Raw genomic sequence first — 21,057 nt, forward strand, 5'->3', positions numbered from 1 at the left:
TAAATTATTCTGCCGATTACGGCTTATGGAGGATTGTATGGGTATTTTACTGGCTATATTGGCCTTGAGTTTTTTAATAATAATTCATGAATTGGGTCACTTTTTAGTTGCAAAGGCATTCAATGTAAAAGTTAATGAATTTTCACTTTTTATGGGGCCTAAAATCTTTAGTTTTGTCAGAGGCGAAACAACTTACTCATTAAGGCTAATTCCATTAGGCGGATATGTAAAAATGGAAGGAGAAGAAGAAGCCTCTGATGACGATAGGGCGTTTAATAAAAAACCCATTGGAGCAAGAGCTGCAATAATAGCGGCGGGACCAATAATGAACATAATTATTGCAGTGTTATTTGCATTTGCAATTATGGCTTACTCAGGGTTTTATACAAATGAGGTTAAGGCTGTATTACCGGGCTCAGCAGGCGAAAAGGCCGGAATACAGGTTGGAGACGTTCTTGAAAAATATAATGGGAAAAACATATATCAGGTAAATGACCTTGAGATATTTGCATACCCTCTTACCAATGAAAGCATAGACCTTCAAATAAGAAGAAATGGTGAAAGTAAGACTATTAGTTTTAAACCAGACAGAATGTCCGGATATAAGCTCGGTTTTTCACCTAAGGCGGAAAATGGCAGTGAATCCAATGTAGTAGCAAATGTAAGCGACAAATCTCCTGCTATGAAGGCCGGAGTTAAAGATGGAGACAGAATTGTAAAGCTTAACGGAACACCTGTTAATTCCCGTCAGGATATAGCAGAAGCATTGGAAAAAATAAAGTTGAATAACGTAACTATAACAGTTAACAGAAACGGTAAAGACATAGAATTGACTCCGGTAGTGCCAATGCAAGGAAAAAATCCTGAATACTATGCTATTGGAGTTGATTTTAATCATACCAAAAGCGGAATATTTGCTACTTTAGGTCAAGCAGTAAAATATAACATATCAATTGCAAGGTCAATTTATTACTCAATAGGATGGTTGTTTACCGGAACAGTTCCTGCAAGTGAACTTATGGGACCAGTAGGAATAACTACTACAATAAAAGATGTAGTGCAGCAGGGACCGTCAGTAATGGATAAACTTATTAACCTATTATCATTTACAGCTATGATTAGTTTGAACCTTGGACTGGTAAACCTTATACCATTCCCGGCACTAGACGGAAGTAAGCTGGTGTTATTACTTGTTGAGGGTATCCGTAAGAAACCTCTGAGTCCTGAAAGAGAAGCTCTGATTTCTATGATAGGATTTGTATTCCTTATAATGCTAATGATATATGCAACATTTAATGATATATTAAGAATAGGAAGAGGATAGGGGTTTAAATTGGAAGACTATATACAAAGAAAGCAAACAAAAAAAATAAGAGTTGGAGATATCTTCATTGGAGGAGATTCTCCAATCTCTGTTCAATCTATGACCAATACCGATACAAGAGATATTAAGGCTACTATTGACCAGATTAAAAGACTTGAAGAGGCTGGATGTGATATAGTACGATTGGCAATTCTGGATAATGAAGCTGCAACGGCCATAGGTGAGATAAAAAAGCATGTAAAAATTCCTATTGTTGCTGATATTCATTATGATTACAGACTAGCAATAGAATGTATGAAAAACGGAGTTGATAAAATACGTTTAAATCCTGGCAATATTGGCGGAAATGACCGGGTCAGGATAGTAGCCGGTATGGCTAAGGAGAGGGGAATTCCTATCAGAATCGGTGTTAATTCTGGTTCAGTTGAGAAAGGAATTCTAGAGAAATTCGGCGGTGTAACAGCGGAAGGTATGGTGGAAAGTGCATTAGCACACGTTGCTTTGCTGGAAAATGTTGATTTTAATGATATAGCTATTTCCATTAAAGCATCTAGTGTACCAATGACAATAGCTGCTTACAGGTTACTTTCTGAAAAATGTTCCTATCCTTTACATGTTGGAGTTACAGAAGCAGGTACAGTTTATAAAGGAACTATAAAATCAGCAGTTGGCATAGGTTGCCTTCTTGCTGAAGGTATCGGTGACACCATCAGGGTTTCATTAACGGGAGATCCGGTTGATGAGATAAAAGCAGGAAAGCAGATACTGAAATCTTTGGGAATATTAAGAAAAGGTATAGAGATTGTTTCTTGTCCCACCTGCGGAAGAACTCAAGTTAATCTTATAGATATTGCAAACAGTATAGAGCCTTATCTGGAAAAAATGGATAAAAATATCAAAGTAGCAATTATGGGATGTGCCGTAAACGGACCAGGAGAAGCAAAGGATGCTGATATAGGTATCGCAGGCGGTATAAATGAGGTTCTGCTGTTTAAGAAAGGTCGTATAGTCAGAAAAATTCCTCAGGAAAATGTAGTTGAGGAATTAATAAAAGAGATAAGTCAGATGTAGTTTGGTGCCAGATTAAAAGCATATATTCAACATAAATACAAGGCACAAAAGATTTATATAAAATGGGGTCAAGCTATGGACAGTGCAAATAATACAAATAGATTTTTATGTGATTTATTCCCCGATGAAATGGATTTTGACGGGGAATTTTCTACGCTAAAGCATTTAAAAGTAGAAAGAATGAGTGTTTTCATAAAGACAAGCAAGATTGAAATACATACTATAAGTTCAGATATTGTGAGTATTGCTCTTGTTATGAAAGCAGAAGAATGTCTCAGGCAAAAGCTTGGAGCACCAAATCTTACTTTAATAGTAAAATGCAGCAGGAATTGCAGCATAGAGGAGTACCTGAGCACCATGTGGAATGAGCTTATTCAGATGCTTACTGCAAAGGTTGCCTTGTGCAGGGGTATTCTTCCTGGCTCAAAATATGAGGTTTCAGGTAACAAAATACTAATAAAACTGATGACAACAGGCTCTGATATTCTAAAATCACAAAACTGCCATTTGATGTTAGAACAGCATATTAAGGATACTATTTGCCAAAGTGTAAAGGTTGAATTTTGTGATATGCATGTAGACCATGCAATAATGGAGGAGTATGTTGCAGAAAAGGTTAAGAATGAGGCAAAAGTAGTTAGTTCTGCAATAATTGCTCCTCCTCCAGAGCAAAAACAGAAAAAGCAGGAGTTTAAGTCAAATGGCTCTGGAGAAAGAGGTGTTATTACAGGAAAGCCTTTTACAGATAGTATTATGAAGATATCCGAAGTAACACCAGATTCAGGAAAAGTTGCCATAACAGGTGAGGTTTTCAGAACAGAATCTAGGGAAATCAGAGGCGGCAAATTCATTTACATATTTGATGTTACAGATTATACCAGTTCTGTTACTGTAAAAATGTTTGTTGAAAAGAAGGATTTCGCTAATATTTCAGAGAGAATAACAGAAGGAGTTTGCTTACGCATACGTGGTGATGCCCAGTATGACAAATTTTCAAAAGAGCTTGCCATAATGGCATATGACATTACTGAAACAGAAAAGGAAATAAGGCATGACGATGCAGAGGAAAAGCGTGTTGAACTTCACCTCCATACTCAAATGAGTTCAATGGACGGAGTAACTCCAGTAAAAGATTTGGTAAAACGTGCTGCTCAATGGGGACACAAGGCAATAGCCATAACAGACCACGGTGTAGTTCAAGCATATCCTGATGCCTACGCTGCATCTAAGAAGAACAATATTAAGGTCATTTACGGACTTGAATGTTATCTTCTGGATGATAATACACCTATAGTATATGATATAAAAGAACATTCTCTGGAAGATGATTTTGTTGTATTCGATATAGAAACAACAGGTTTAAACCCTCAGCAGGATAGAATTACAGAAATCGGAGCTGTCAAGGTCAGAAACGGGCAGGTTGTGGATAGGTTTAGTGCTTTTGTCAATCCTGGCGTACCTATTCCAAGCTTTATAGTTAAGCTGACAGGTATTACTGAGGATATGGTAAAGGATGCCCCTCCAATTGAACAGGTTTTGAATGAGTTTATGGAATTTATTCAAGGGAGTGTTCTAGTTGCCCACAATGCAAACTTTGATGTTGGATTTATAAAGCACAATGCAAAATTAATGGGAGAAAAGATTAAAAACCCATATATAGATACATTGGAGCTTTGTAGAAAAATGTTTCCGGAACTTGGCAAGTACAAGCTCAATATTGTTGCAAAGCATTTGAAAATTGAATTGGAAAATCATCACAGAGCAGTTGATGATTCAATGGCTACTGCAAAAATATTTATACATTGTATAAAAATGCTTAAAGAAAAGGGCTGTAAAAGCATAAGGGATATAGAGAATGCATTTGATGGGGAGATAAACCTTAAAGGAACTTCCTATCATGCCATTATTTTGGTAAAGAATAAGGTGGGACTTAAAAATCTTTATAAAATAGTTTCCCAATCTCATTTGAAGTACTTTTATAAAAAGCCTAGAGTACCTAAAAAACTTCTTATGGAATATAGAGAAGGACTTATTCTGGGAAGTGCATGTGAAGCAGGGGAGTTATATAGAGCTATATTAAATAATAAGAGTGAAGATGAAATTTCCAAAATAGTACGCTTTTACGATTATTTGGAAATTCAGCCCTTGGGAAACAATCAGTTTTTAATTAATAATGGTAAGGTTTCATCCCAAGAAGAATTAAAGAAAATCAACAAAAAAATTATAAGACTTGGAGAACGGCATAGAAAGCCAGTGGTTGCTACCTGTGATGTTCACTTTATGGACCCAAGGGATGAAGTGTTCAGAAGAATACTAATGGCAGGACAAGGGTATACCGATGCGGATAACCAAGCACCACTTTATTTAAGAACCACTGAAGAAATGCTTGAGGAGTTCAGCTATCTGGGTGAAGAAAAAGCCCGGGAAGTGGTAATAGAAAACACAAATCTTATTGCTGATATGATTGAAAGCATCGCCCCGGTACTTGAGGGAACATATCCTCCGAATATAGAGGGTGCGGAGCAGGACATAGAGAATATGGCAATGAGCCGTGCAAAAGAAATTTATGGAGAAGAATTGCCAGAGGTTGTGGCTCAAAGGCTTGAAAAAGAGTTGAATTCCATTATAAAAAATGGGTTTGCTGTTATGTATCTCATAGCACAAAAACTGGTTTCAAAGTCTCTAAGTGACGGATACTTGGTTGGCTCAAGAGGATCTGTCGGATCATCTTTTGTAGCAAATATGTCGGGCATAACAGAAGTTAATTCCTTGCAGCCTCATTATGTATGTGAAAAGTGCAAATATTCTGAATTCATTCTTGACGGTACCTATGACTGCGGGTTTGATATGCCAGAAAAGGATTGTCCTAATTGTGGCAATAAGCTTAAAAAAGACGGTTATGATATTCCTTTTGAAACTTTCCTTGGCTTTGACGGTGACAAGGAGCCTGATATTGACTTGAACTTTTCAGGGGATTATCAGCCTGTAGCACATAAATATACAGAAGAACTTTTTGGAGAGGGCTATGTATTCAGGGCAGGTACAATAGCATCAGTTGCCGAAAAGACTGCATATGGATATGTCAAGAATTATCTTGACGAAAGAGGAATAGTGGTAACAAACGCTGAAATAAACAGGTTGGTAAAAGGATGTACAGGTATAAAGAGAACTACAGGACAGCATCCTGGCGGAATAATGATAGTACCCAAGGATAAGGAAATATTTGATTTTTCACCAATACAGCGTCCTGCGGATGACACCCAATCAGAAATAGTAACTACACACTTTGACTACCATTTTCTTCATGGAAGTATACTAAAGCTTGATATTCTGGGCCATGATGATCCTACGGTAATCAGAATGCTTGAAGATTTAACAGGAGTGGATGCCAGAACAATTCCTATAGGTGAGGAAAAAACCATGAGTTTGTTCAGCAGCACTGAAGCACTTGGTGTGAAACCTGAAGATATAGGAAGTGAGACAGGAACTTTTGCTATTCCAGAGTTCGGAACAAAGTTTGTAAGACAAATGCTTCTAGACACAAAACCCCAATCCTTTTCTGAATTGATTAGGATATCAGGACTTTCACATGGTACTGATGTTTGGCTTAATAATGCTCAGGATTTAATCAGAGATGGAATCACCACTCTATCACAGAGTATATGCTGTCGTGACGATATAATGATTTACTTGATGCACGCAGGATTACCCCCAAAAACTGCCTTCAAGATAATGGAGGATGTACGTAAGGGGAAAGGTGTAAAAGACGAGTATGAGGCAATAATGAAAGAAAATAACGTTCCTGATTGGTATATTCAGTCATGTAAAAAAATAAAGTACATGTTCCCCAAGGCCCATGCTGCTGCGTATGTTATGATGGCGTTCAGAATAGCCTGGTTCAAGGTATACTATCCTGAGGCATTCTATGCAACATACTTTACGGTAAGAGCTGATGATTTTGATGCTGAAATGATGGCTCACGGTCAGGACAAGGTAAGAAATAAAATAAAGGAATTTGAAATGAAGGGTAATAATATTACTACAAAAGAGAAAAATGTTCTTACTATACTTGAAGTTGTAAATGAAATGTACGCAAGAGGGATAAATTTTCTTCCGATAGATTTATATCGTTCAGAAGCGACAAAATTTATAATTGAAGATAAAAGTATAAGGCCTCCTTTGAATGCACTTCAGGGTCTGGGAGGGGCTGCGGCACAGAACATTGTTGATGCCCGTAAAAACGGAGAATTCCTGTCTATTGACGAGCTTAGGACTAAGGCAAAAATCAGTAAATCCGTTATTGAAATTCTGGAAAGAAATAACGTACTGGAAGGAATGCCGGAGAGTAATCAGCTTTGTTTGTTTTAGTAATCAAATATAAAAAGTACTTTAAAATATAAGCAATTTTTTATAAAACAGCAATAAACTGTTGATAATTAGATATAATAGTGATATAATACACTAGGATAGAGGTTTAATAGACTTGACTACCGAGAGTGGGAAATCCCACTCTTTATTGTTTATCCGAACTCTATTAGGTCTTAAAATAGTATAACTGGGTAAACTTATAACAAGGGCAGTAAGCTGTCTGGTTCATGTTGAAATAATTACAAGGGCACTTATAGTGCCTACGTTTTTGTGTTTCAAAAATTTGTGCCATTAAATATAGAAAGAGGCAACACTGAACCGGTCTTAAACCCTAACTACGGAGGCAGAAAAAAACATGAAGAAAAATATTCAGCAAACTATAACAGAGCTTGTATCACCGGTCGTAGAAAATTTAAACTATGAGTTGGTGGATGTTGAGTATATTAAAGAAGGTGCCAACTGGTACTTGAGAGTTTATATCGACAAGCCCGGCGGTATCAGTATTGATGATTGTCAGGCAGTTAGCGAACAGATAAGTGATTTACTTGACAAAAACGATCCTATTGATCAGAGCTATTATTTAGAGGTATCTTCACCAGGCCTTGACAGACCATTGAAAACAGAGAAAGACTTTACTAAATATAAGGGAGAACTTGTTGAAGTAAAGGTTTTTCAACCTATAGACGGCAAAAAAGTATTTGAAGGCGAATTGGTTGGCTTAAAGGATAATTTTATTGTGATTAATCAAGATGGCCACGATGTCCAGTTTGAAAGAGACAAGGTTGCTATAGTAAAAAGGGTTATTAAATTTTAAATATTTGATTAGTAAACGGAGGTTGACAAGAAGATGAGCGCTGAGTTGATATTAGCTCTTGAACAGCTGGAAAAGGAAAAAGGAATCAAGAAGGAAATAATTATTGAGGCTATTGAAGCTGCACTTATTTCTGCATATAAGAAAAACTTTGGTTCAGCAATGAATGTTAAAGTCAATATAGATAGGGTAACAGGGGATGTAAAAGTATTTGCACTCAGGAAAGTTGCTGAAAATCCTGATGTTGAGGCAATGGATATATCCGTTGGGGAGGCTGCAAAGCTTAATCCTACACTTGAAATAGGGGACTACGTTGAATTGGAAGTAACTCCAAGGTCCTTTGGTAGAATAGCTGCCCAAACAGCTAAACAGGTAGTTGTTCAAAAACTGAGAGAAGCAGAAAGAGGAATTATTTACGATGAGTTTTATAATAAGGAAAGCGACATTGTAACGGGAATAATTCAAAGGATAGAAAAGAGAAATGTAATAGTAGACCTTGGTAAAACTGAAGCAGTTCTTGGACCTACTGAACAGACTCCCGGTGAAGAATACAGATTCAATGAACGTTTGAAGTCCTACATTGTAGAGGTTAAAAAGACTACAAAAGGTCCTCAGATTATGATTTCAAGAACACATCCAGGCCTTGTAAAAAGGCTTTTTGAATTAGAAGTGCCTGAAATACATGATGGTACTGTTGAAATAAAAAGTATCTCAAGAGAGCCGGGTTCAAGGACTAAAATAGCTGTGTACTCTAAAGATGAAAATGTAGACCCTGTTGGAGCTTGTGTAGGACAAAAGGGTACCAGAGTTCAGGCTATAGTTGATGAACTCAGAGGCGAAAAAATTGATATCATTAAATGGAGTAACGATCCAAAAGATTATATATCAAGCAGCTTAAGTCCTGCTAAGGTCGTAAGGGTAGACGTGGACGAGGATGAAAAGTCTGCAAAAGTTGTGGTTCCTGACTATCAGCTTTCATTAGCTATAGGAAAGGAAGGCCAGAATGCAAGGCTTGCTGCAAAGCTTACTGGTTGGAAAATTGATATAAAAAGTGAATCCCAACTGAGACAGTCAATTGAGAAACAACTCTTTGACGATAGTATAAACAGTGGCTTTTTTGACGAAACAGATACAGACAGTATAAATTATGATAATAATGACCATGAAGATTTTACGATTGAATGACCCTTTACCACCTTTAGGGGAATTTTGAGATATTAAACTAAAATATGGAAGGTGTGGATGGATGAAGCAAAAAAGGATTCCATTGCGTATGTGCCTTGGCTGTAAGGAAATGAGGCCAAAGAGGGAATTAATACGCGTGGTAAAAAATAATGAGGGAGAAATCAGTATTGATCTCGTTGGTAAAAAGCCTGGCAGAGGTGCATACATATGCAGAAGTGCCCATTGTCTTGAACAGGCGATTAAGGCTAAAAGACTGGAAAAGGCTTTTGAGACTACAATTGACATGGACATTTATGATAATCTAAAAAACCAATTGGAGGAAAACGATGGATAAGGTTTATTCCTTATTAGGACTTGCAAAGAAGGCAGGTCAGCTGTTATCAGGCGATGAAACCTGTGAAAGGACAATAAAGTCTGGAAAAGCTGAACTTGTTGTCGTTGCAAAGGATGCTTCTGAAAACACGAAGGACAAATTTAAAAGTATGTGTAATTACCACTCTGTTCCGTACAGGGAGTATGGACTAAAGCTTGAAATTGGCAAGTATACGGGCAAAGATTTAAGAGCGGTAGTTTCAATTATATCAAAAGATTTTAAAAATGGCCTTCTTAAATTAATAGATAATTCAACAAACGAAACAGGGGGTGAAGGTTTTGGAAAAAGCTAGAATATACGAGCTTGCCAAAGAACTTAATACTACAAGTAAAAGGTTAATGGAAAAGCTTGCTGAGATAAATATACACGTCAAAAATCATATGAGCCTTCTTGAACCTCATGAATTAGATGCACTATATAATCATATAGGTGTTATAAGACATGATGATAAAAAGAATGAGGTTGGAGAAAGTAATAATACAACAGTAGAAAAGAAGAAAGAAGTAAAAAAGGAAGTAAAGAAAGAAAATAAGAGTGCACCAAGAATTATAAGAACAACTGAAATAATTATTGACACTAAAACAGATGATTCATCGCAGTCAAACAATTTTTCAAAGAATGAAACAAAAAATGTCCAAAAGAAAAATTATAGAAATGATTTTGTTAAAGTAGAATCAAGTACATCAGGGTTAAGACCTGGATTTGTAAGAGAAGTTAAACCAGAATTTAAAAATAAACAGAATTCGGCAGTCAGCAAAAATGAACAAAAAGTATTGCCAAAGGAAGCACCAGTAGCAAAAGAAGAAAGTTTAAGTGGTTCAAAAATAAATCAGGACATTCATAAAGAGGAAAAAATTGTGGCGGATAACAAGGGAAATGAATCTAAGGTATTAAATGATAGCTCAAATGCGGAAGCAGCACAGATAAACAATAAGGTTGCTGCTGAAAAAGAAGGACAAAAAAGTAATAATAAGGCTGAGAGTGATCAATCACCTACACAGCCGGAAATAAAGCCACATCAGAGTGTCGAGACTAAGAATCAGGAAGAGACAGGTTCACCTGATAATAAAGAAGTTCAGGGTAAATCTGAACCTCAGGTAGCTGCTCAAAACGACAACTCATCCGTAAACAACGTTTCGGCAACAGAAAAGCCTGTTCAAAGAACAGATAGACCACAGGGTCAGTTTAATAACCAAAGAACAGACAGACCACAAGGCCAGCACAATAACCAAAGAACAGACAGGCCACAGGGTCAGCACAACAACCAAAGGTCGGACAGACCACAGGGTCAGTACAACAACCAAAGGTCGGACAGACCACAGGGTCAGTACAACAACCAAAGGTCGGACAGACCACAAGGTCAGTACAACAACCAAAGGACAGACAGACCACAGGGTCAGTACAATAACCAAAGGTCGGACAGACCACAAGGTCAGTACAATAACCAAAGAACAGACAGACCACAGGGTCAGTATAATAACCAGAAGTCAGATAGAGCGCAAGGTCAATATGGTAAGAGGCATGATAGACCACAGGGTCAGTCCAGACAACAAAATCTGGATATACCAAAGCCGGATGCTTCGGTAGCACAGGAAGCTTTTGACTCACAGAGAAATGAGGCAAGAAGAGAATTCCAAGGCAGGGATTTCGACAAGAGTGTTAAGAGGGAAGAAAAGCAAAAGAAAGAAACTCCTAAGAACAACAGTTCAGCTACAAAGCAAAGATTCAGGCCTCAGAGGATAGTTATAGAAAAGAAGGGAGTTTCTGAAATTCTATCTGAAGACTATATTTTTAATGAATTTTATAACGATGATGGTAAAAAGAAAAAGCACAAAAATAAAAAGAATGAAAAGGTTAAGGAGAAGTACATTCCTCCTAAGGCAGTACTTACTTCAATAACTATTCCAGAGTCGCTTACAGTAAAAGATTTGGCTGAGTCTCTTAAAAAGACATCTACAGAAATTATTAAGAAATTGATGGCTTATGGAGTAATGGCGACTCTCAATAACGAGATTGATTTTGAAACAGCTACCATAATTGCTGAAGAATACGGAGTAAAGACAGAGAAAGCTGTTCAGGTAAGCGAAGAGGATATACTATTTGATGATGATGAAACTCAGGATGAATCAAAGCTTAAGCCAAGACCTCCAGTTGTCGTTGTAATGGGACATGTTGACCATGGTAAAACTTCATTACTGGATGCTATCAGAAGTGCACATGTTATAGACAGCGAAGCAGGTGGAATTACACAGCATATTGGAGCTTATATGGTTAAGGCAAATGACAGGCTTATAACTTTCCTGGATACACCGGGTCACGAAGCGTTTACTGCAATGCGTGCTAGAGGAGCTCAGGTAACAGATATTGCAATACTCGTTGTAGCTGCTGATGATGGTGTTATGCCGCAGACTATTGAAGCAATTAACCATGCAAAGGCTGCCAATGTATCAATTATAGTTGCAATAAATAAGATAGATAAACCAGGTGCAAATCCTGATAAGGTTAAGCAAGAACTTACAGAATATGGAATTGTTGCGGAAGAATGGGGCGGAGATGCAATAATGGTTCCTGTTTCCGCAAAAAAGAGAGAAAATATAGATCAATTACTTGAAATGGTACTTTTGGTTGCAGATATGCTTGAATTGAAGGCAGACCCTGAAAGACAGGCAAAAGGTACAGTTATCGAAGCTAAGCTTGATAAGGAAAGAGGACCTGTTGCTACTGTTCTTGTACAGAGAGGTACATTGAAAATCGGAGATTCGTTAATTGCAGGTTCAGCATTTGGTAGAATCAAAGCAATGACAAGCGACAAAGGTTATTCAATCAAAGCAGCAGGACCTTCAATGCCGGTTGAAATACTAGGTTTGGACGAGGTTCCTGAAGCAGGAGAAGTATTCTATGCAGTAACTGATGAAAAAGTAGCAAAGCAGCTTGTTGAGAAGCGTAAGTTCAAACAGAAGGAACAACAATTTAAAGCAACTGCAAAGGTTACTCTTGAGGATCTGTTTACTCAGATAAAAGAAGGTAAAGTAAAAGATTTAAATATTATAATAAAAGCAGATGTTCAGGGTTCAGTTGAAGCCGTAAAGCAGTCTCTTGAAAAATTGAGCAATGAAGAGGTAAGAGTCAAGATTATACATGGTGCGGTTGGTGCCATTACCGAATCAGATGTAACTTTAGCTCAGGTATCAAATGCTATAATCATTGGTTTTAATGTAAGACCGGGTGCAAATGTTACTGAGGCTGCAAAGAATGCAGAAGTTGACATGAGACTGTACAGCGTTATTTACAAGGCAATAGAAGATGTACAGGCTGCTATGAAGGGTATGCTTGAACCAACCTATCAGGAAGTAGTACTCGGACATATTGAAATCAGGCAGACATTTAAGGTTTCAGGTGTGGGAACCATCGGTGGTGCTTATGTAACTGACGGTAAGGTACAGAGAAATTCCGAGGTTAGAGTTGTTAGAGATGGTATTGTTATCCATGAAGGTAAACTTGCTTCTCTCAAGAGGTTCAAAGACGATGTTAAGGAAGTTACTCAAGGCTTTGAATGTGGTGTATCTATAGAGCGTTTCAATGACATTAAGGAAGGCGATGTAATCGAAGCCTTCATTATGGAGGAAGTAAAGAGATAACAACAATAGTACTGTAATTAAAATAGGTTGAAGTTGGAGGTTTGTCCAATTCAGCCTATTTACATATTAAAATGAAATTTGAATATGAATTGACATACTGTATTTAACCACAGATAAATGTCAATAATTGCAATAGTATAATTGTATGATTAGCCTCCTTTATTCTTTGCATGTGAATAAGGGAGAAGTATTAAAAAAATATTCAGCCGATAGCGGCAGACGGAGGCTAATAGTATGGCAGATAGAATAGTAAGAATATCAGAAGAAGTAAAAAAGGAAATAAGCAATATAATTCAAAATGAAATAAAGGATCCTAGACTTCCAAATATGGTTAGTATAATTTCATGTACTGTAACCAAAGATTTAAGATACGCAAAGGTATTTATCAGTGTTTTAGGAGATGACGAGCAAAAGAAAAATGCAATTAGTGCTTTAAAGAGTGCAGCAGGTTTCATAAGACGTGAGCTTGGGCATAGAGTACAGCTCAGATATACACCTGAAATACACTTTGAACTTGATACTTCTATTGAACATGGTATTCATATTAACAAGCTTCTTGATGATGCTAAAAAGGAATTTACCGAGTAGCATGTTTAATTAATTTTATCGGGGGATAAAACGATGGAAAAAGAAATAATAAAGGCAATTGAAAAGGCAGAAAGCATAGCTATTTTTCCCCATGTTTCTGCCGATGGAGATGCTATAGGTTCATCCCTGGCTTTGGCTTTGGCAATAAAGAAAGCCGGCAAAAAGGTAATTGTGTATATGGAAGAAAGTATACCTGACAATTACAAATTCCTTCCTGGAATTGAGCTTGCGAGATTTATAAGTGAAAGCGATGAAGTTATGGGATTGAATATTGCACTCGATACTGGTGACAACGGAAGGCTTGGTACAAGAGCAGACCGCTTTTTTAAGGCTCCAGTTACCATAAACATTGATCACCATATTACAAATACTAAATTTGCTCAGTATAACCATGTTGATGCTTCTTCGGCTTCAACAGGTGAACTTATATTTTTACTTCTCAATGAAATTGGATATGAAATAGATACCGATATGGCAAAGTGCCTTTATACTGCCATTGCAACAGACACAGGTGGTTTTAAGTACGGCAATACAACTGCCGAAACCCATAGGACAGCAGCAGAGTTGCTATCGACAGGTATTGATGTTGCTGATCTGTCACAGAAAATATTTGATAATACATCTTTTGTAAAGCTTAAGCTTACCCAGAAAGCAATAGAGCTTCTCGAGCTGTATGAAAATGATTTGCTGGCCGTAACAGTTATAACACAAGACATATTACGGCTAACAGGAGCTAAAGATGAGGACTGCGATGGACTTGTAAATATCGGAAGGTCCATAGTAGGAGTTGAGGTTTCGGTTTTAATAAAAGAAAAAAGTAATAATGAAATTCGTGTGAATTTAAGGTCAAAAGCGTATGTAGACGTTTCTGAAATTGCAGCCTCTTTTGGCGGAGGTGGACATAAAAGGGCTGCCGGGTGTACAATAAATGGCAGTATATCAGACGTTAAAGAGCAATTGATAAACACTATTAAGGACAAACTTAAACGGGGATAAGTATGAATGGTATTTTAAATGTTTTAAAGCCTGCAGGAATGACATCCTTTGATGTAATTGGATGTATGAGAAAAATAACCGGTCAAAAAAAGATTGGACATGCAGGTACTCTTGATCCTTCAGCTGTTGGAGTTTTACCGTTATGTATTGGTAATGCTACCAAAGCTTTAGAATTTATGATAGACAAGGATAAGGTTTACCGTGCAGAGTTGACATTGGGAATTTCAACTGATACCCAGGACTCTTCCGGCATAGTATTGGATTCATTTCCCGTGGAAGTTAATGATGATGAAATAAAAAAAACAATCATGAGTTTTGTCGGTGCTATTCAGCAGCTTCCTCCAATGTATTCAGCTATAAAGATTGGAGGTAAGAAGCTTTATGAATTAGCCAGACAAGGTCAGACTATAGAACGGGAAGCAAGGACCATTGAAATATATAATATAGACCTTATCAGAATTTGGGATGATTGTGTAACATTTGAAACTGAAGGAGTAGCAAAAGAGTTTACAGTAAAAAAAGTCCTTTTTGATGTTCACTGCTCAAAGGGAACATATATAAGAACATTATGCAATGATATTGGAGAAAAGCTTGGTTGCGGCGGTCATATGTCATTTCTCGTTAGAAAGAGAGCAGGACAGTATGACCTTGACAACGCTTTGACAATTGAAGAAGTAGTACATTTGTCGGAAACCAAATCTCTTGAAGGTTACTTATTGCCTGTTGAAAAGATATTTGAAGAGTATGATAGTATAAATTTGAATAAGGAAGAACTTTTCAAGTATAATAACGGAGTCTGGTTGGAAGTAGGAAGAAATAAATATAAAAAAACTTTTTACAGAGTATATGATAATAATAATTTTCTCGGGCTGGGAGAAGTTTTTGAAAAGGGAAATACTTTTTATTTAAAATCAAAGAAGTTCTTTAAATGACGAAAGTTAAGGAGACATTATATGCAGGTTATTCATTCAAATGATTCTAATAATATATTCAACTGTTATACTGGTGTCGGCCTTGGTAATTTTGACGGCTTGCATATAGGACATATGGCACTTATTAACACACTAATAAGAGAATCAAAATTAAACGGGCTGTCATCGGTGGTATATACTTTTACAAAACATACTGAAAATATTCTGAGAAAAAAGCTTATTACGCCTCTTCTTCTTACAGAAACAAAGAAAATAGAACTTTTAAGTGAAACTACTCTTGATTATCTTTATCTTGACGAGTTTAATGAAGCATTTTCAAGAATGTCTCCTGAGGAATTTGTTGTTAATATTCTTAAAAATAAGCTAAATATAAAGCTTGCTGTTGCAGGCCATGACTACAGATTTGGCTATAAGGGTGAGGGAGACATACCTTTATTAAAAGAATTTGGAAAGAAGTATGGATTTAAGGTAGTAGTTATCCCGCCTATTACCTGTGATGGTGAGATAATAAGCAGTACCAGTATTAGACAATCTATTATCAGCGGAAATCTTGAAACAGCTTATAAACTGTTGGGGAGAAATTATTCAATTATTGCTGAGGTTGTTAATGGGAGGCGTGTAGGTAATACAATAGGTTTTCCTACAGCAAACATACATCCTGAAAAGTTTCTTGTACTGCCCCACAATGGTGTATATATTACCAAAACCCTTCTAAACGGGAAACTATACAATAGTATGACTAATGTGGGCTATAACCCTACTTTTGAGGATGTAAAACAGATAACAGTTGAGACTCATATTATGGACTTTAATCAGGATATATATGGTAAAAAAATTGAAGTGTTTTTCTTGAAAAAAATACGTGATGAAAAGAAATTTAACAATGTAGAAGAATTGGTAAATCAAATCACAAAGGATATGAAGATTGCAAGAGATTACTTAAGCATAGTTAGTTAGGAGATAAATTATAGTTATATATGACAGGTTACAGAATTATCATAACAGGTATTGTACAGGGAGTTGGCTTCAGACCTTTCATTTTTAATCTTGCTGAAGCTTTTGGTCTGAAAGGTTGGGTAGGCAACTATGACAGTAACGTAATAATAGAGATTGATGGGGATTCTCATATGGTAGCCGATTTTATAGATGAAATAAAAAAATCGGCACCAGTTTTATCGGTAATTGAATCAATAGAATATAAAGAGATAGAATATCAAGGCTTTAGGAATTTTGAAATAAGGCACAGTCATAAGGATTCCAAGGGGCCTGTTTTCATTTCACCAGATGTTGCAACTTGCCGTGATTGCCTTAGAGAGATGAAAGATAAAAACGACAGAAGATATAAGTATCCATTTATAAACTGCACCAACTGCGGTCCGAGGTTTACCATAATCAAGAATATCCCATATGACAGGGATAAGACTACTATGGACTGTTTTGAAATGTGTGAAAATTGCAGGCAAGAGTATACAAAACCTTCAGACAGACGGTATCATGCGCAGCCTGTTTCCTGTCATGACTGCGGTCCGAGTCTAAGTGTTGCCGATGAATCAGGTAAAGTGATACAAGATATAAAAACCAGCAGTCAATGTATAAAGTATATTACTGATATGATTAAAAAGGGCTATATTGTTGCTATTAAAGGCATAGGAGGATATCACCTGGCATGCGATGGATTGAATAATAAGGCCGTTGAAAGACTCAGATACAGAAAACATAGAGATGACAAGCCATTTGCACTTATGGTAAAAGATTTAAAAACAGTTGAGAAGTACTGTATAATAAGTCCTGCTGAAATGAGTATACTAAATTCACCTGCAAGTCCTATAGTTTTACTTGAAAGAATTGATTACGGTATACTGCCAGATGCCATTGCTCATCTTAACAGGTATCTTGGGGTTATGCTTCCCTATACTCCCATTCATCATCTGCTGTTTGAAGAAGAAGGCTTTCCGGAGCTATTGGTTATGACCAGCGGAAATTTAAGCAGTGAACCTATTTTTTACAGGGATGAGGAAGCGATGGAAGGACTTGAGGGAATTGCAGATGCCTACCTTACAAACAACAGGGAGATTTATATAAGAACTGATGATTCAGTAACCAGAATATTCAGGGACAAAGAGTATATCATCAGAAGGGCGAGAGGTTATGTGCCTAAACCCATCCATATAAATATTCAAGAACTGCTTGGTTTGGATGAAGATGTTGAAATACCGTCAATACTTGCCTGCGGAGGAGAGCTCAAAAATGTTTTCTGTCTGAATAAAGGAAAGAACTTTTATTTGAGTCATCATATTGGGGATTTAGAAAACGAAAGTACAAATATTGCTTTTCGTAGTGGGATTGAACACTTTAAAAGATTGTTTGATATTTTACCTCGGTGTATTGCGTATGATCTTCACCCCAATTACTATTCAACTCAATATGCACTTAGTCAACCAGACATTGATAAAATTGCAGTTCAACATCACAAGGCACACATTGCCTCTTGTATGGCAGAGAACCTGCTGAAAGGTAATGTAATAGGAGTTTCCTTTGATGGAACAGGCTACGGTGAGGATGGTAACATATGGGGCGGAGAATTTTTTACGGGAGGTTATTTTGGTTTTCGCAGAGTCGGACATCTGGACTATGTTATGATGCCGGGAAGTGATTCGGCAGTAAAACATCCATGGCGTATGGCTTTAAGTTATTTATACGCCTCAGAGAAGGACATGTTTGACAATATAATGGAAATTACGGATAGGCTTCCCGCATTTAAAAATAGAAATAAGGAAGAGATTATTTTTACATTAAAAATGCTTGAAAAGAGAATAAACAGTCCTCTGACTTCAAGTATGGGTCGTTTTTTTGATGGGGTTTCGGCTTTACTCGGTATAAAGACAGATATCAGCTATGAAGGACAGGCGGCTATTGAACTGGAGTACTATGCTGATGTTTGCTGTACTGAGCCATATTACTTTGATATTGAAAATTCAGAAGAAGGCTTTAAAGTTAATACAAGCAGCATTATTAAGCAGATTGTTAATGATATTCTGACAGAAAACGGGTTGGAATACATATCTTCCAGATTTCATGCCACAATAGCGGATATTGTACTTCAAGGATGTTTGAATATCAGAAACAGAAGTAATTTGAATAATGTTGTTTTAAGCGGAGGAGTATTTCAAAATATAACTCTTCTTCAAATAACAGTTGATTTACTGGAAAAGCAAGGATTTAAGGTATTTGCCCATTCTCAGGTTCCATCAAATGACGGAGGAATTTCATTGGGACAGTCAATAATGGCAATTGCAGAAATGTTGAAAAAGAAAGAGCATGATTTTCCAACTCTTGAAGATTGAAATGTAACTTAGCAGGGTATATACTCATTAATGTGTGTAAATGTATAAATTTTTATTTATAAAATATAGTTGATTGATAAATATAATAATAGGAGGATTAATATATGTGTTTAGGATTGCCTGCAAAGGTTGTAAGTATTGATGGAAACAGCGGTAATGTTGAAATGATGGGAGTAACAAACAAGGTTTCAATAGAGCTTTTGGATGACGTACAGGTGGGTGACTATGTTCTTGTGCATGCAGGATGTGCCATACAGGTTCTTGATGAGGAAGAGGCACTTAGAACTATTGATATTTTCAACGAAATAAAGGAGCTAGGCATTAAATGAGAAACTATATAGATGAATTCAGGGACAGCGAAGTTATAAGTAAAATTGTGCAAAGTCTTCAAGGTTACTCTGGGCCCAGACTAAAGATAATGGAAGTATGCGGAACTCATACAATGGCTATTTCAAGATATGGACTCCGCTCGCTTTTGCCCCCTCAGATAGAATTGATTTCAGGGCCGGGATGCCCAGTCTGCGTAACGTCTACATCATATATTGACAGTGCTACAGAACTTGCAGATAATAAAAATGTTATTATTACAACTTTCGGGGATATGATGAGAATCCCGGGGAATAACAGTACACTAATTCACAAAAAGGCTCAAGGCAGCAACGTCCAAATGGTATATTCTCCCCTTAATGCAGTAGAATTGGCGAGAGAAAATCCAGATAAGGAGGTTGTTTTTTTATCAGTTGGTTTTGAAACAACAACTCCGGTAATAGCACTATCTGTATCAAAGGCAAAAAGTGAGGGCATTAAGAATTATTCGGTTTTAACTGCAAACAAGACTATGCCCGAAGCAATAAAAACTTTGGCAGGAGACAAAGAATTGTTGATTGATGGATTTTTGTATCCGGGACATGTTTCTGCAATAATAGGTACAGACTTTTTTAATTATGTTGCGTATAATATGCAAAAGCCAGGTGTAGTAGCAGGTTTTGAACCTTTGGACATCCTATATTCCATTAAAGTACTGATAGATAATATTACAAATGGGAAAATAATTTTAGAAAATATGTATTCTAGAATTGTATCAAAGGAAGGAAATGTAAAGGCACAGCAAAAAATGTATGAAGTTTTTGAGCCTGTGGATTCAGTTTGGCGTGGAATGGGAATGATTCCTAAATCAGGTCTTGGCCTTGTAAAAAATTACGAAATGTTCGATACTGCAAAAAAGTTTGATATTAAGCAAAAGGATACACCTGAGCCAAAAGGATGTTTGTGTGGTGAGGTTCTTAAGGGGAAAAAACGTCCTTTAGACTGCAAACTTTTCAAAAAAAGATGTACTCCGGAAAACCCGGTAGGTTCGTGTATGGTTTCTTCTGAAGGAACCTGTGCTGCTTATTATAAATATGGAGGATAAAATGGAAAAAAACATGATAACCATAGCTCACGGTAGCGGAGGTACTGCTACTTCAAAGCTGATAGAGCAAATATTTAAGAAGCATTTTAGCAATGATATACTGTCACAAGGTGATGACAGTGCTAGATTGAATCTAGGCGATGCAAGGAATCTGGTATTTACTACTGACAGTTTTGTTGTGACTCCCATTTTTTTTAATGGCGGCAACATAGGTAAGCTGGCAGTATGCGGTACTGTTAACGATTTGGCAACAAGCGGAGCCAAGCCTCTTTATTTAAGCTGCGGATTTATTATAGAAGAGGGCTTTGGTATGGAAGAGTTGGAGAGAATAGTTGAAGCTATGAGTGCAACTGCCAGTGAGTGCGGTGTCAAAATAGTAACAGGCGACACTAAGGTAGTTCAAAAGGGAGCGGCTGACAAAATATTTATAAATACTTCAGGCATAGGGATAGTCCCAGATGGATTAAACATTTCTGGTAGAAATGCTATGGTTGGAGACAAAATTATTGTATCTGGCACCATAGGCGACCATGGAAGCAGTATTTTTCTCGAAAGGGAAAGCATAGGTTTTAATGCTGATATAAAGAGTGATTGTGCTCCTTTATCCGGCATGGTTCAAGATATATTATCTGTTGTGCCGGACGTTCATGTTTTAAGAGACCCTACCAGGGGAGGAGTAGCCACAACCCTCAATGAGATAGCTCTTCAAAGTAATGTTTCAATTTTGATAAGAGAAGACAGCTTACCTGTTAAAAGAGAGGTTCAGGGCGTCTGCGAGCTTTTGGGGATGGACCCTTTATATATGGCTAATGAAGGGAAAATGCTTTGCTTTGTGAGTGAAGATAAGGCGGATAAAGTGTTGGAAGCTCTTCATAAGAACAAATACGGAAAAGATGCAAGGATAATAGGAGAAGTGACTGGGGCAGGTGAACCAAAGGTTCTGCTAAAGGCACTTAGTGGTGGTAACAGAATTATCAGTGTTCTTGCAGGGGATCAGCTCCCTCGTATATGCTAAT

Annotated in this window: 16 protein-coding genes; all 16 read left to right on the forward strand. The window is 37.0% G+C overall.

From position 1 onward, the window contains the following. The first annotated feature begins 37 nt into the window (after positions 1 to 37). The gene (gene rseP / locus K412_RS0115270) at positions 38 to 1,324 is read left to right on the forward strand and encodes an RIP metalloprotease RseP (protein WP_024833908.1); all 1,287 of its coding nucleotides are present in this window, start codon (positions 38 to 40) and stop codon (positions 1,322 to 1,324) included. A 21-nt stretch (positions 1,325 to 1,345) separates the two neighbouring features. Beyond that, positions 1,346 to 2,395 carry a flavodoxin-dependent (E)-4-hydroxy-3-methylbut-2-enyl-diphosphate synthase gene (ispG, locus tag K412_RS0115275; protein WP_479691923.1) on the forward strand — a complete coding sequence of 350 codons (1,050 nt, stop codon included), beginning with the start codon at positions 1,346 to 1,348 and terminating at the stop codon, positions 2,393 to 2,395. Positions 2,396 to 2,470: 75 nt separating this feature from the next. Beyond that, positions 2,471 to 6,763 (forward strand): PolC-type DNA polymerase III, encoded by a 4,293-nt coding sequence (locus tag K412_RS0115280; protein ID WP_024833910.1) that lies wholly within the window; start codon positions 2,471 to 2,473, stop codon positions 6,761 to 6,763. Positions 6,764 to 7,118: 355 nt separating this feature from the next. Further along, positions 7,119 to 7,577, forward strand: a complete 459-nt coding sequence (gene rimP, locus K412_RS0115285; RefSeq protein ID WP_024833911.1) for a ribosome maturation factor RimP — start codon at positions 7,119 to 7,121, stop codon at positions 7,575 to 7,577. A 33-nt stretch (positions 7,578 to 7,610) separates the two neighbouring features. After that, positions 7,611 to 8,759 (forward strand): transcription termination factor NusA, encoded by a 1,149-nt coding sequence (gene nusA, locus K412_RS0115290; RefSeq protein ID WP_024833912.1) that lies wholly within the window; start codon positions 7,611 to 7,613, stop codon positions 8,757 to 8,759. Between the two features lie 61 nt (positions 8,760 to 8,820). Next, complete coding sequence (rnpM, locus tag K412_RS0115295) at positions 8,821 to 9,093, forward strand: RNase P modulator RnpM (protein ID WP_024833913.1); 273 nt, start codon at positions 8,821 to 8,823, stop codon at positions 9,091 to 9,093. Further along, positions 9,086 to 9,424 (forward strand): L7Ae/L30e/S12e/Gadd45 family ribosomal protein, encoded by a 339-nt coding sequence (locus tag K412_RS0115300; RefSeq protein ID WP_024833914.1) that lies wholly within the window; start codon positions 9,086 to 9,088, stop codon positions 9,422 to 9,424. Before rnpM ends, K412_RS0115300 begins: the two co-directional genes overlap by 8 nt. Continuing rightward, positions 9,411 to 12,770: a translation initiation factor IF-2 gene (infB, locus tag K412_RS0115305; protein ID WP_024833915.1), complete on the forward strand. Its 3,360-nt coding sequence runs from the start codon at positions 9,411 to 9,413 to the stop codon at positions 12,768 to 12,770. The genes K412_RS0115300 and infB overlap by 14 nt, the downstream gene beginning before the upstream one ends. Positions 12,771 to 13,004: 234 nt before the next feature. After that, positions 13,005 to 13,358 (forward strand): 30S ribosome-binding factor RbfA, encoded by a 354-nt coding sequence (rbfA, locus tag K412_RS0115310; protein ID WP_024833916.1) that lies wholly within the window; start codon positions 13,005 to 13,007, stop codon positions 13,356 to 13,358. Between the two features lie 33 nt (positions 13,359 to 13,391). Further along, positions 13,392 to 14,354, forward strand: a complete 963-nt coding sequence (locus tag K412_RS0115315; protein ID WP_024833917.1) for a DHH family phosphoesterase — start codon at positions 13,392 to 13,394, stop codon at positions 14,352 to 14,354. A 2-nt stretch (positions 14,355 to 14,356) separates the two neighbouring features. Beyond that, entirely contained in the window at positions 14,357 to 15,286 is a 930-nt protein-coding gene (gene truB, locus K412_RS0115320; RefSeq protein ID WP_024833918.1) for a tRNA pseudouridine(55) synthase TruB, read from the forward strand. 21 nt (positions 15,287 to 15,307) lie between these two features. Further along, the gene (locus tag K412_RS0115325) at positions 15,308 to 16,243 is read left to right on the forward strand and encodes a bifunctional riboflavin kinase/FAD synthetase (protein WP_024833919.1); all 936 of its coding nucleotides are present in this window, start codon (positions 15,308 to 15,310) and stop codon (positions 16,241 to 16,243) included. Between the two features lie 20 nt (positions 16,244 to 16,263). After that, positions 16,264 to 18,630, forward strand: coding sequence for a carbamoyltransferase HypF (gene hypF, locus K412_RS0115330; protein ID WP_024833920.1), 2,367 nt, complete (start codon positions 16,264 to 16,266; stop codon positions 18,628 to 18,630). Positions 18,631 to 18,734: 104 nt separating this feature from the next. Then, positions 18,735 to 18,959, forward strand: a complete 225-nt coding sequence (locus K412_RS0115335) for a HypC/HybG/HupF family hydrogenase formation chaperone (protein ID WP_024833921.1) — start codon at positions 18,735 to 18,737, stop codon at positions 18,957 to 18,959. Then, positions 18,956 to 20,041 (forward strand): hydrogenase formation protein HypD, encoded by a 1,086-nt coding sequence (gene hypD / locus K412_RS0115340; RefSeq protein ID WP_024833922.1) that lies wholly within the window; start codon positions 18,956 to 18,958, stop codon positions 20,039 to 20,041. The genes K412_RS0115335 and hypD overlap by 4 nt, the downstream gene beginning before the upstream one ends. Position 20,042: 1 nt before the next feature. After that, positions 20,043 to 21,056 (forward strand): hydrogenase expression/formation protein HypE, encoded by a 1,014-nt coding sequence (gene hypE / locus K412_RS0115345; RefSeq protein ID WP_024833923.1) that lies wholly within the window; start codon positions 20,043 to 20,045, stop codon positions 21,054 to 21,056. Position 21,057: the final 1 nt, after the last annotated feature.

Origin of the sequence: Ruminiclostridium josui JCM 17888, from assembly GCF_000526495.1 — a bacterium.
Taxonomy (GTDB): Bacteria; Bacillota; Clostridia; order Acetivibrionales; family DSM-1351; genus Ruminiclostridium; species Ruminiclostridium josui.

What these genes read in the sequence shown, in the direction of transcription:
- K412_RS0115335 (WP_024833921.1), top strand. Translation starts at nt 18,735, where the DNA reads ATGTGTTTAGGATTGCCTGCAAAGGTTGTAAGTATTGATGGAAACAGC.
- hypD (WP_024833922.1), top strand. Translation starts at nt 18,956, where the DNA reads ATGAGAAACTATATAGATGAATTCAGGGACAGCGAAGTTATAAGTAAA.
- rnpM (WP_024833913.1), top strand. Translation starts at nt 8,821, where the DNA reads ATGAAGCAAAAAAGGATTCCATTGCGTATGTGCCTTGGCTGTAAGGAA.
- rseP (WP_024833908.1), top strand. Translation starts at nt 38, where the DNA reads ATGGGTATTTTACTGGCTATATTGGCCTTGAGTTTTTTAATAATAATT.
- hypF (WP_024833920.1), top strand. Translation starts at nt 16,264, where the DNA reads ATGACAGGTTACAGAATTATCATAACAGGTATTGTACAGGGAGTTGGC.
- nusA (WP_024833912.1), top strand. Translation starts at nt 7,611, where the DNA reads ATGAGCGCTGAGTTGATATTAGCTCTTGAACAGCTGGAAAAGGAAAAA.
- K412_RS0115315 (WP_024833917.1), top strand. Translation starts at nt 13,392, where the DNA reads ATGGAAAAAGAAATAATAAAGGCAATTGAAAAGGCAGAAAGCATAGCT.
- K412_RS0115280 (WP_024833910.1), top strand. Translation starts at nt 2,471, where the DNA reads ATGGACAGTGCAAATAATACAAATAGATTTTTATGTGATTTATTCCCC.
- K412_RS0115300 (WP_024833914.1), top strand. Translation starts at nt 9,086, where the DNA reads ATGGATAAGGTTTATTCCTTATTAGGACTTGCAAAGAAGGCAGGTCAG.
- K412_RS0115325 (WP_024833919.1), top strand. Translation starts at nt 15,308, where the DNA reads ATGCAGGTTATTCATTCAAATGATTCTAATAATATATTCAACTGTTAT.
- truB (WP_024833918.1), top strand. Translation starts at nt 14,357, where the DNA reads ATGAATGGTATTTTAAATGTTTTAAAGCCTGCAGGAATGACATCCTTT.
- rimP (WP_024833911.1), top strand. Translation starts at nt 7,119, where the DNA reads ATGAAGAAAAATATTCAGCAAACTATAACAGAGCTTGTATCACCGGTC.
- hypE (WP_024833923.1), top strand. Translation starts at nt 20,043, where the DNA reads ATGGAAAAAAACATGATAACCATAGCTCACGGTAGCGGAGGTACTGCT.
- rbfA (WP_024833916.1), top strand. Translation starts at nt 13,005, where the DNA reads ATGGCAGATAGAATAGTAAGAATATCAGAAGAAGTAAAAAAGGAAATA.